15 protein-coding genes are annotated in these 9,533 nt (G+C 58.0%); 3 read left to right on the top strand and 12 right to left on the bottom strand.

What is annotated here, in order from left to right:
* Window positions 1-205: 205 nt before the first annotated feature.
* Window positions 206-490 carry a LysR substrate-binding domain-containing protein gene (locus AC0KUR_RS35115; RefSeq protein ID WP_473377191.1) on the top strand — a complete coding sequence of 95 codons (285 nt, stop codon included), beginning with the start codon at window positions 206-208 and terminating at the stop codon, window positions 488-490.
* Window positions 491-629: 139 nt separating this feature from the next.
* Here the strand turns inward: AC0KUR_RS35115 and AC0KUR_RS35110 are convergent, their stop codons facing one another.
* From AC0KUR_RS35110 to AC0KUR_RS35055, 12 genes are all read right to left on the bottom strand, one after another.
* Window positions 630-1,673 carry a PDDEXK nuclease domain-containing protein gene (locus AC0KUR_RS35110; RefSeq protein ID WP_060122026.1) on the bottom strand — a complete coding sequence of 348 codons (1,044 nt, stop codon included), beginning with the start codon at window positions 1,671-1,673 and terminating at the stop codon, window positions 630-632.
* Window positions 1,674-2,642: 969 nt separating this feature from the next.
* Window positions 2,643-2,828: a hypothetical protein gene (locus AC0KUR_RS35105; protein ID WP_473377190.1), complete on the bottom strand. Its 186-nt coding sequence runs from the start codon at window positions 2,826-2,828 to the stop codon at window positions 2,643-2,645.
* Window positions 2,829-3,071: 243 nt separating this feature from the next.
* The gene (locus AC0KUR_RS35100) at window positions 3,072-3,368 is read right to left on the bottom strand and encodes an H-NS histone family protein (RefSeq protein WP_473377189.1); all 297 of its coding nucleotides are present in this window, start codon (window positions 3,366-3,368) and stop codon (window positions 3,072-3,074) included.
* A gap of 325 nt (window positions 3,369-3,693) precedes the next feature.
* Window positions 3,694-3,987, bottom strand: a complete 294-nt coding sequence (locus tag AC0KUR_RS35095; RefSeq protein ID WP_473377188.1) for a hypothetical protein — start codon at window positions 3,985-3,987, stop codon at window positions 3,694-3,696.
* A 64-nt stretch (window positions 3,988-4,051) separates the two neighbouring features.
* Window positions 4,052-4,387 carry a hypothetical protein gene (locus AC0KUR_RS35090; protein ID WP_473377187.1) on the bottom strand — a complete coding sequence of 112 codons (336 nt, stop codon included), beginning with the start codon at window positions 4,385-4,387 and terminating at the stop codon, window positions 4,052-4,054.
* A gap of 527 nt (window positions 4,388-4,914) precedes the next feature.
* The gene (locus AC0KUR_RS35085; protein WP_473377186.1) at window positions 4,915-5,376 is read right to left on the bottom strand and encodes a hypothetical protein; all 462 of its coding nucleotides are present in this window, start codon (window positions 5,374-5,376) and stop codon (window positions 4,915-4,917) included.
* Window positions 5,377-5,992: 616 nt separating this feature from the next.
* On the bottom strand, window positions 5,993-6,247 hold the full coding sequence (locus AC0KUR_RS35080; RefSeq protein ID WP_194794506.1) for a hypothetical protein: 255 nt from the start codon (window positions 6,245-6,247) through the stop codon (window positions 5,993-5,995).
* A gap of 31 nt (window positions 6,248-6,278) precedes the next feature.
* Window positions 6,279-6,467, bottom strand: a complete 189-nt coding sequence (locus AC0KUR_RS35075; protein ID WP_228545139.1) for a hypothetical protein — start codon at window positions 6,465-6,467, stop codon at window positions 6,279-6,281.
* A 10-nt stretch (window positions 6,468-6,477) separates the two neighbouring features.
* Window positions 6,478-6,702, bottom strand: a complete 225-nt coding sequence (locus AC0KUR_RS35070; RefSeq protein ID WP_473377185.1) for a hypothetical protein — start codon at window positions 6,700-6,702, stop codon at window positions 6,478-6,480.
* Window positions 6,703-6,719: 17 nt separating this feature from the next.
* Window positions 6,720-6,989 (bottom strand): hypothetical protein, encoded by a 270-nt coding sequence (locus AC0KUR_RS35065; protein ID WP_473377184.1) that lies wholly within the window; start codon window positions 6,987-6,989, stop codon window positions 6,720-6,722.
* 38 nt (window positions 6,990-7,027) lie between these two features.
* Window positions 7,028-7,231: a helix-turn-helix domain-containing protein gene (locus AC0KUR_RS35060; RefSeq protein WP_059522815.1), complete on the bottom strand. Its 204-nt coding sequence runs from the start codon at window positions 7,229-7,231 to the stop codon at window positions 7,028-7,030.
* 55 nt (window positions 7,232-7,286) lie between these two features.
* A complete protein-coding gene (locus tag AC0KUR_RS35055) occupies window positions 7,287-8,084 on the bottom strand; it encodes a tyrosine-type recombinase/integrase (RefSeq protein WP_473377183.1) in 798 nt (265 codons plus the stop codon).
* 37 nt (window positions 8,085-8,121) lie between these two features.
* On the opposite strand from AC0KUR_RS35055, the gene AC0KUR_RS35050 reads away from it, so the two are divergent.
* Both AC0KUR_RS35050 and AC0KUR_RS35045 read left to right on the top strand, forming a co-directional pair.
* Window positions 8,122-8,448, top strand: a complete 327-nt coding sequence (locus tag AC0KUR_RS35050) for an H-NS histone family protein (RefSeq protein WP_059447316.1) — start codon at window positions 8,122-8,124, stop codon at window positions 8,446-8,448.
* A 127-nt stretch (window positions 8,449-8,575) separates the two neighbouring features.
* Window positions 8,576-9,487 carry an SOS response-associated peptidase family protein gene (locus AC0KUR_RS35045; protein WP_473377182.1) on the top strand — a complete coding sequence of 304 codons (912 nt, stop codon included), beginning with the start codon at window positions 8,576-8,578 and terminating at the stop codon, window positions 9,485-9,487.
* Window positions 9,488-9,533: the final 46 nt, after the last annotated feature.

The raw sequence follows: 9,533 nt of genomic DNA, 5'->3' as shown, positions 1-9,533 counted from the left end.
CCTCCGCATCCTGATCGTGATCACCTTCGCTATAATCCATTGACCGCGCAACACCACCTTCCAAACTGATCACGTTCGCCGAAACGGCTGATCACCATCACCGAAATCCGCAGATCGTGCCCGCGATCTACACGGACGCCACCACGCCATCACCATCATGCCCCACGCGCGCGAACGGGGAAACGGCCACGCTGAGTCGCTTACCATGCACCAAGCGGGCCATCCCGAGCGGATCGAAGTCGAGCCCCGCCTTAAGGTCGGCAATGTATTTGCGGTGCGCGATGCTGCGATTGCCGGACTTGGGGTGGCGAGATTGCCTCGGGTGGTCGCCGACGCGGTCGCGGGACAGCTTCAGTCCGTGTTAGAGGGCTGGTCGTTGCCTTCAGTGCCGATTCGTGCCGCTTTCCCCAGCGCGCGCTATCTGACACCCAAGGTGCAGACTTTCATCGACTTAGCAGTGGCAACGATGGAGACAGGGAATACTAGATAACGTTGGCGGGGTCGCTCGCAGTTGAGGCGATGCGATCCGTTAAAGTAATTTAACATAATTATAGTTATCGAATAAATGGGGTCAGTACCCGACACCTCGAAGATTTTGCAGGGCCGTCACTGCAGTAGACTAAGCCGACTCAGTCTGAATCAGACAAATCGGGGCCTAATTCTGCTTCAATTTGGTCAATGGACGGCAGCCCTGCTTCAAGCGACGCGGGCACGTCCCGAATGAGCTGGTATTCTGCGACGCCCATCGGATTTGCCATGCCACGCAGCGCATACTCGGCAACCAAACGATTCTTTTCCCGGCACAGAAGCAGCCCAATGGTCGGATGATCATCAGGCGACTTCAGTTCCGAGTCGACCGCGGACAGGTAAAAGTTCAGTTGCCCGGCATATTCGGGCCGGAACGGTGTGGCCTTCAGTTCCACCACCACATAACTGCGAAGTTTCAGGTGGTAAAACAGCAGATCGATGAAGAATTCGTCGCCGCCGACTTCGAGCCGATACTGTCGGCCGACAAACGCAAAGCCGGCGCCAAGCTCAAGTAGAAAGCGGGTAATGTGCCGCGTCAGCCCCTGCTCGATATCGCGTTCCTGAGCATCTTCGGACAATCCCAGGAAGTCGAAGATGTACGGATCTTTGAGCGCGTCGCGCGCCAGATCTGATTGATGCGGCGGCAAGCGTGCGTCGAAATTGGTTACGGCCGCACCCTCCCGCGCATGTGCTTGCGTGTCAATTTGCATCGCGAGAACGTTGCGGGACCAGCCGTGCTCAAGCGCCTTGCCAGCGTACCAATCGCGGACCGCCGGATCCTTTGCTTTGTCGAGCAGGGTACAGAGATGAAACCACGGCAATTGTGCAGCAGGCTGCTGCACAAATTCCGATGATGGCCATGCTTGCGCCAGAGCCCGCATGTATTTCAGGTTGCGCGGCGAGAATCCCCGCATGTCGGGAAACGCAGCCTTCAGATCCTGCGCCAGCCGATCGATGACTTTTGCCCCCCACCCTTGTCGCTCCTGGCGTTCGAGAATGTCGCTACCGATCTGCCAGTACAGTGTCACCAACTCGCGATTGACACTTGCCGCGGCGCGTGCACGGGCAAGCTCGACCCGCTGCTTGAGCTCCGTGAGCCAGCGGCGATAGTCTTCGTCACCCTGCGGAGTAAGGGAATTTGTCATCCGGCCTTTCGTTTGCTATTCGTAGTCAAAAAGACATTATCCCGGCAGCAACCGGAATGAGGCAATGCCTTGCCGAACCAGAGCGACTGTTGGTCAAGCCCTATAGGGTCCATTCCCGACACCTTCTTCGCCATGCCCCTAGATCGATCCCTAGCGAAGCGTCGAAATGCTACCGAATTTTCCAGCGGGTATTTTATTTTTACTCGATCGAGCGCCCGTGGAATTTCCCGATCTCCGCGCGACGGCTTCCTCTTCGGCCGTTACGCATTCGGACGTCGTCTGAAGCGAAGCAGGCTCGAGTAACTGCTGCACGACGTCGAGCGGTATATCGGCAGCTAGCGGACACGCCCGCGCCCCCGCGGACTCAGGAGAGTCCGCAGGTCCTTCCGATTCCTTACGCCGACTCGATGACCCCGGTCGGGTCCATCTTCAATCTGAAATGCGGATTCGGCCAACTGGTCGTGTTACCTGTGGAAATGCCCTGATCGAAAGCCGTATAACAAGCGGTCAGATCGGAGGCCGGCGGGAGCGTTGTGCCTGTTCTGGCGTCGGGTTCGAATATCCAGCACCTGCATTTCGGATACGCATGCCTCGAGTTGGGCGTGCGCGCGCCGGACCGAACTGCGCCGCTATTAAAACAGGGGCAACTGCCGTGGATCTCGAGTGGACACTGAGACGCGGTCGAAACCCTTCCCGACACGTTGCATCCAGGCGATCACGGGGACGTGCGTCCCATCAACGATTAAGTCAAGGGCAAACGCTTCGAACCCCTCCCGTACGAGATGCGTCAGCGGTTGCCACGCCGGCGTCCAACCTCTTGCGCGTGTGCGCGCCAGCAATTGACGTTTGGTCAAGCCCGGTACGCACTCACGTACGAAACGAGTGCAAGCGTCGGGAACCGACTCAGGAGGGAACGTCGGCGGTAACGCGAAGGCCGACAGTTGCAAGGTGTCTGTCATCCACGGTTCTCTACAGCAACGACAACTGAGCCGTTTCGATTGTGCGAGTTTCTTGATCGCTTTCCGTCACCTCCAGGCGCTTTCGATTCGCAGGCTGTGTCTTCCCGTCGCCCGATCCATGCTTACGCGCCCATTCAGCGCCAAGCACATCGGATGAGAACACAACGCCAGGCGCAATTTGCACAAGCTCGCTCATCTACGGATCCTCTAGGCAGGCCGGAGATCAAAGTGCGCGGCGGCGTACCGCGCGCTGCAGTTCCACACTTCGATGCCGTCACGGGTGAAGGTAGCCCATCCGTCCTTGACTAGCATCTCAGCTTGCGGAAATACCTCGCGGTGTCCCATCGCCTTGGCAGCCAAAGCCGTCCGTTCGCGGCATATCGCCCGGTAATGTCCCTCATGTAGCGTTGACGGCATCGAGCTCAACCATAAACGCCGCTCACTGCTCAATCAAAAACCGGTCGCGGTTCTTGGCGTTTGCAATCCAGTGAGGTGCCTTGCCACGCCCGCTCCAGGTTGCGCCCGTTTTCGGGTCGCGATATTTCGGCGCGACCGGTGCCCGCGTGCCCGACGTAGGAGCGCGCCGACGTCCGAAAAGTTGCTCCGGCGTGATGTCATATTCGGCGATCTGCTCACGGATCGTCGCGATGATGCTTTCCAGCTCGGCAATCCGCGCTTCTTCCGCTTGCTGCGCCAGTGCTTCTGCCTGAGCTTTCAGTTCGAGATAGGTAGCCATGTATGTGAAGGGACTCCGATTTAGAAGGTTGGCCAGTGGTCGAGACGGTTTGAAGCGTAGGTGCAAGCCCTCCGTCCACGACCGACACATTATATTCCTGCGGTCGGGAAAAAGGCCGCTTCAGCGGAGTGCATAGTGATCGTGGCTAGGGCCCCGTGACAGATGCTGATTCTAGTTGCACATCGCTGTCGAAGAGTCTTTAAATTCGCATTCCGAATTATTATTTACATAATGGAATCTAGCAAAATTTTGTGGATAGCACCCAGCGCCTGCGCTCAAGCCCAACGAGCGCCGGACGCCCGGATACCTCTTTGCACCGCGAAGGTCAGATGCGAGCATTGCGCTTCCGCGAACAGAGATATGCGAACACAGACGCGGTTGTCGCGGCGACGAGAGACGCGAGTAGCAATTTCGCTTCGCCATTCGCTCCCTGTATCAGGCGCGCCGTAGCCGATGCATCCGTGTGGGCCATACGAACAGCCGCCTCGGCAATGACGCCTTGCTGGCGAACAATGTGCAGAAGGGCCAAGAGGGTAACGATTGGCATTGTCCATGCCAGATAGGCGGTTGACGCACGCTGCATTTTCTGCGAACTGGCAAATTCACGGAGTTTCTTCATCTCAATCCCCTTTCTTTCGTTTTCCTTTGATGACATCCACGCCGGCATGGGATCGCTGCAAGACTTAGATGATCCAGAAGTAGGCGGCGGCCAAGAGGCCGAGCGCCACGGCGATGGTTGCGCCGGCTATCAGGACGAGCCGATCGCCTTCTTTCAGGGATCCGCTCTCGTTCCAAGCGGTTACGGTAAGTATCGTCGCGACGAGGTAGGCAGCAGCAAGGGTCAGAAATGCCGCGATACCGTTCTTCGGCATCGGATGCCCCATCACAGATCCGATCGCGAGCATCAGAATGAACGTCGAAATCGGTAGTGTGAGCGCGATCAATCGCGTCGTGCCCCCAACCCGAACGGTATTCATCGTCTGAAAAACTCTCTCGCTCAAAGTCGAGGCAGTTGACATTCTCGGTTTCTCCGTGGATAGATTCGGAATTGAACAACGTGATGGTAGTGTATTCACCCGCTACCATTTCCCCAAAAGCTATATGAACTTGACCGTCTTTCGAGGGTTGCGAGAAACTGGTTCCGCGTGGTAGCTATCGAGCGGACTTAAGGAAATCACCGAGCTGGTGCGTTCACCAGATCGTATATCGGCATTTTGGGGACTCAGCTTTAGGTGCGCTGGGATCTGCTGGTGCCGTCCCGGCCTAATGGCGATGGGCTGCGCTCCGGTGAAGAACCGGACTCAGCGGCGTATCACGGTCGCGGCTGATCATACCGAAACGATTCGTCGTGCCGCGCAAGAGTTTCAGGTTCGGCGGCGATCAGCTGTCGCACGTCTGTTGGGCCGCGAGCGGTTGGCCTCCCCATGTTCATTGTGGACGGTACGCACCGTGCCATCCGCAAGCGCCGTTTGGAGTGCCGCAGGCATCGGTAGGTAGGTCGCGAGCATCCACCGAATTGTCTTCATGGGCGTTTTCCGAAAGGTAGTTATTTCGTGGCCAGAATTTTCTCTTGCCAAGCGCGAATCGGACGCGCCTGGGCTTTCATCTCTGCATGCGTTGCTGTATCTATGGCATGCCGACGACCGGTGGAGTCCTCGATTTCCAGACGCTTCCATCCTTCGCCACCTATGGCCACGTCCGCGATCACTGTAGTGGATTCACCCGGGGCTAGAGTGGCGGGCAAGCCAACGGGTGTAAAAACTCTTCCCTCCCTCTCCGCGAAATCCAACGGCACCACATCCGTCAACGAAATCGTTCGATGCCCGGTATTCGTTATGGTCAGAAACACCAAAGCTTCATTCGGTGTCGACCAGCCACTGTTGTTGCTCCAATCGACTCTCGCTTTAAACCGCAACCGGGGTCCACGAAATTCCTTGTAAATCGAGAACCCTCCAACAACCGTAGATACAATCGCAGCGTAGGCAGAAACAATGATGGTAAAGGACACGTTCTTTTCCTCACTCTGGTACAGCCGGTGTTTTCCGAGGTTATTGTCGCGCCTAGTCGTTGGGGTTGGGATATCGTTGCAACATCTCCAGCTCCGTTATAGCGTGGGCATCGATTGTGTGCTCTGCCTCGCCGAGCCATCTGCTATGTTTCCCCGGGCCTGAAAGGATTGCAGTAGCATCGACCATCGCACTGAGCAGAACGCCTCCACCCGGATAGTAAGCGTTAAGGCCTCTCGCGAACATTTCCGCGGTATGAAGCTGCGACGACCAACAGAGACCTATCCTTCCATTGTTGAAGCGTTCCGCGCTCTCGCCTCGATAAAGCCTTAACGACGGGCCTTCGTACCGAGGCAGCACCTGTCGCAGCAGCTGAACTAGAAGCTTATCGTTGCCAATTTCTTCGCGAATTCGCCCCCCGTGCGTCACCCAACTGGTCAGGCATTGCTCGCGGAGCTGTTCGTTGGAAATGCATTCGACTGCGACTCGCGCAAGGGCCTCGACCCAGCACAGGCCGTTCGCCTTAGCATCCGCTCTACTGGGCAAGTCGCGACCACCCGAGAGGAAAGATGACGCCAAAGAGCCGATATGCATACGCGAGCTCATCAATCTGGTTTCCTATGTGTTCGAGCGCAGTGCTCGGGCCGCCTCTCGAATCCGGCGGGCGGCATCGCGCGACGTGTCGGATACCTGCGTCCAATCGCGATGCCACCACTCGATCATTGCGGCGGCGTCGGCCAACGTGCGCGCAGCGACTACGTCGCGAACTTCGTCGGCAACTTCATCCCACCATGCCGCTCCTTCACCGTCACCTGCGCTCGGGTCGATTGCCTTGCGGTAGACGGCTTTAGCGGTGTCGAGAGTGATTCGCATCGCGTTTTCGGAATTCCCGATCGTTGTTTGCTCAGATCCCGTACTTCGCGCACAGTACGGCGAGGCGCTCGGTCTTCGCACGATGCGTCGCCAAGGCTTCCGGCGGCACCTCTTCGAGCTTCACACGCCCATGCACAACCGACATATCCCATTCAGTCGTGCGCCGAACGAGATCGACCAACTCGCGGAGTTCATTCGTGGCAGTTTCGAACACATTCATGGTTACCTTCCTATGCAGGTTGAACGTTGAAGTGCGCGGCGCCGTACCGAGCATTGCAGTTCCAGACTTCAACTCCGTCGCGGGTGAACGTTGCCCATCCACCCTTCACAACCATCCTCGCGCGCGGAAACACTGCACTGTGGCCATTCGCGGCTGCGCCCAATATCGTACGCTCACGGCACGTCGCCTCGTACTCGCCGTCCATCAGCATTCCGTCTGCTGGTTTGCTGCTCATCGTGGTTTCCTTTTCCATTAGGGTCGTTCGACTGCTGACTCAGCGCGATGCCGCGCCGCATCGGCCGAGCGGTCGATTTCTGCCCTAACACCGACCCCAAGAAAATCTCGACCCTCAGCGTCCTTGTACACGTCGTATTTACCCCGCCCGCCCGCAATCACGAATACTTGCTCGCCGGCCTCGACGTCGCCGATTGCGACCTTTACGGTTGCCGGCGTCGGCAACTTCCCGCTTCCATGCATCACGTTTTTCCCTGTCCGTGTTATCGGCACACGTGCGCCGACCATGAGGCAATCCTATCGCCACACAATTACAAATGCAACATCTATGTTGCATTTGATTTAACGGTAAGCACTAGTCCCCGATATGCATCCGCCTCCTTCACGGGCACTTCCTGCCCGGTTTTTTCGTATCGGCCGATTTGTTGGCGAGTCAAGCCCCAGCGCTCCGCAAGCTGCGTTTGGGTCAATCCGGCCTTCTTGCGCAGGGCCTGCGCGTCTTCGCCGTAAAGCACGTCGGTATCCCTCATGGGCGTTTATCAAATGGAACATAGGTGTTCCACAATCTTACCTCACGTGCGGGCGTCATAACACTTCGCAGAACATCTGCCTGAGCCTTCTTTCGGACACGGCCAGATAGGGCAAAACGTGGTCCAGTTCCGCATGACCTAGAAGCTGCTGCACCGTTTCGATATCGTGCCCTTGCTCAACGAGGTTACTGGCAAACGAGCGCCGTCCCGAATGGGACGATCCACCGCGTATCCCCGCATCCCTGTAGAGCTTTGTGACGTAGGCTTGGAGGCTGTCACACGCCGAGTAGTCAACCGGCTCCTCGGCCTCGTTGATGCGCCGCTTGGTGCTCATCGCAAACTTGCGGCCAGTGCCAGCAAGGACCAAGCAAGTCGACGGCGCGAGTCCTCGATAGCGCTCTGCGGTTAGCTCGGTTCCCATGCCGCGTGCAATGCGATGGTTCAGATAGCGCTCCAGGGCCGAAGCCGTTTTCGGATGCGTGAGATAGACGCATCGTTGCCGACAACCCTTCGTGATTGCGGCGCGAAGACTGACCTCTGAACGGATTGCGCCCGATGGAAACAACACGTCCTGAACTTCGATTTGAGCTATTTCGCTGACGCGCATCCCGCATGTAATACCTAGCAGGAGAACGAGACAATCGCGTTCCGGATGGCGCGATGTTGCAGACGTGACGGCGAGTAGATGTCGGATTTGAGCCGGGCGAAGTGTTGCAGCTTGGGCCATGCGTTCCTCTGAACTGGACAGGTTAATGACGTATTCAGAGAGAGATTTGGTCGGGGTCTTTTTCGAGCCTATCACGGCTTGTTTATTCACAACCTCGGAAAATTCGGCGCGGCGCCGACCATCCATTACCATTCCGTCCTATTGCAATTACTCGGCAACGATCGTGACGAATGAACTACAAGACCTACAGGCTCAGCTCCGCGAATTGAATATTCGACTCGCAGACGTGAAGAAGGACGAGAAGCAGGCGTATTTGGCCGGCGTCCAGGAGCGCGTTGCGCTCTACGGCATCACCGAAGAGGAACTACTGCGCGCGGCGGGCTTTCGGAAATCGCGCACACCGCGGGCGCAAGCGAAGTACTACGACCCCTCTTCGGGTAAGCAATGGTCTGGATTCGGGCCGCGACCGAAATGGCTGGAAGGCAAGAATCTCGACGACTACTTGATCGAGCGTGCTGCAAAACCGTGGTGGCCCGGAGAGGACGTCTAATGTCCCGTCCCCGCGACGATCTCGCGGGGACAATGTTCGGCGATCGGCCGAACGTCACGACAGTGGTAGGTCCATGCTCAAAACTTGCGGTACCCTGTCCCTGAACGGTTGCTTAGGGGACACGGCAATGTGCTATTCCGCAAAGATCCAAGCCAACTACCGGGAGTACGTGCGGCGCTATGGCGCCGACATGGACATCGAGACGTTCAGGCGCATCTTCTTCGCGCGCGCATCCGGGGCCGACATCAAGATCCCGAAAGCGGTTGAGGCCGCGTTCGCCGGTGTCGACGAAGAGATCACTGCCGCGATCTCCGCGTATCGAAGCCAGCGAACACGGAAGCTGGAGACCGATCTGTTCGAGCAGCGCGCGCGGCTCGCCGCGGCCGAGAAGAAGCTCGCCGCGAAAGTCACGAAGAAGGCCAGCGAGGACGTCCGGATCGCCACGGACAAGATCGAAGCAGCGATGCGCGGGCTCGACGATCATCGCCGGACGGACCTGCAGGAGCGCGACTCGCGGATTTATCCGGGCTGGTATGCGCCCGTGCTGATCGAGCTCGAAGGCAAGCGGCTGATCGTACCGATGCGATATCGATGCCGCATACCGGGGTGGACCGAGGCAGATGAGAGGGCGAAGCCCGGTTGTTATAACAGCCGCGTAGATTCACTTTCCACGGCCTGGCGCAAAGTCTTCGGCTTCACGCACGGCCTACTACTGGTCGACGCGTTTTTTGAAAACGTGAAGCGCGAGGGCCAGAATGTCGTGCTTCGCTTCGATCCAATGCCGCCGCAACACATGCAGGTCGCCTGCCTATGGACGCGCACCGAGATCCCGGGCGCAGACGACCTCTGGTCGTTCGCGGCGATCACCGACGACCCACCGCCCGAAGTGGCGGCTGCCGGACACGACAGGTGTATCGTCCCCATTAAATCCTCGAACGTCGACGCCTGGCTCGCACCCGATCCAAGCCGCCGCGCGCAGCTGCGCGAGATCCTCGCCGATCGCGAGCGGCCGTACTACGAGCACCAGCTCGCAGCGTAAACGCGGGGGTTGGTAGGGCGGTTATCTCTGTCATATACTGTACAAA

The organism is Burkholderia sp. YHN3-13 (assembly GCF_055810675.1).
This window is presented reverse-complemented; position numbering and strand designations above follow the sequence as displayed.

Coding starts and splice junctions, on each gene's coding strand:
- AC0KUR_RS35095 (WP_473377188.1), bottom strand. CDS start 3,987: ATGAAGAAACTCCGTGAATTTGCCAGTTCGCAGAAAATGCAGCGTGCG.
- AC0KUR_RS35080 (WP_194794506.1), bottom strand. CDS start 6,247: ATGCGAATCACTCTCGACACCGCTAAAGCCGTCTACCGCAAGGCAATC.
- AC0KUR_RS35060 (WP_059522815.1), bottom strand. CDS start 7,231: ATGAGGGATACCGACGTGCTTTACGGCGAAGACGCGCAGGCCCTGCGC.
- AC0KUR_RS35110 (WP_060122026.1), bottom strand. CDS start 1,673: ATGACAAATTCCCTTACTCCGCAGGGTGACGAAGACTATCGCCGCTGG.
- AC0KUR_RS35045 (WP_473377182.1), top strand. CDS start 8,576: ATGTGCTATTCCGCAAAGATCCAAGCCAACTACCGGGAGTACGTGCGG.
- AC0KUR_RS35115 (WP_473377191.1), top strand. CDS start 206: ATGCACCAAGCGGGCCATCCCGAGCGGATCGAAGTCGAGCCCCGCCTT.
- AC0KUR_RS35105 (WP_473377190.1), bottom strand. CDS start 2,828: ATGAGCGAGCTTGTGCAAATTGCGCCTGGCGTTGTGTTCTCATCCGAT.
- AC0KUR_RS35100 (WP_473377189.1), bottom strand. CDS start 3,368: ATGGCTACCTATCTCGAACTGAAAGCTCAGGCAGAAGCACTGGCGCAG.
- AC0KUR_RS35055 (WP_473377183.1), bottom strand. CDS start 8,084: ATGGATGGTCGGCGCCGCGCCGAATTTTCCGAGGTTGTGAATAAACAA.
- AC0KUR_RS35090 (WP_473377187.1), bottom strand. CDS start 4,387: ATGTCAACTGCCTCGACTTTGAGCGAGAGAGTTTTTCAGACGATGAAT.
- AC0KUR_RS35065 (WP_473377184.1), bottom strand. CDS start 6,989: ATGGTCGGCGCACGTGTGCCGATAACACGGACAGGGAAAAACGTGATG.
- AC0KUR_RS35075 (WP_228545139.1), bottom strand. CDS start 6,467: ATGAATGTGTTCGAAACTGCCACGAATGAACTCCGCGAGTTGGTCGAT.
- AC0KUR_RS35070 (WP_473377185.1), bottom strand. CDS start 6,702: ATGAGCAGCAAACCAGCAGACGGAATGCTGATGGACGGCGAGTACGAG.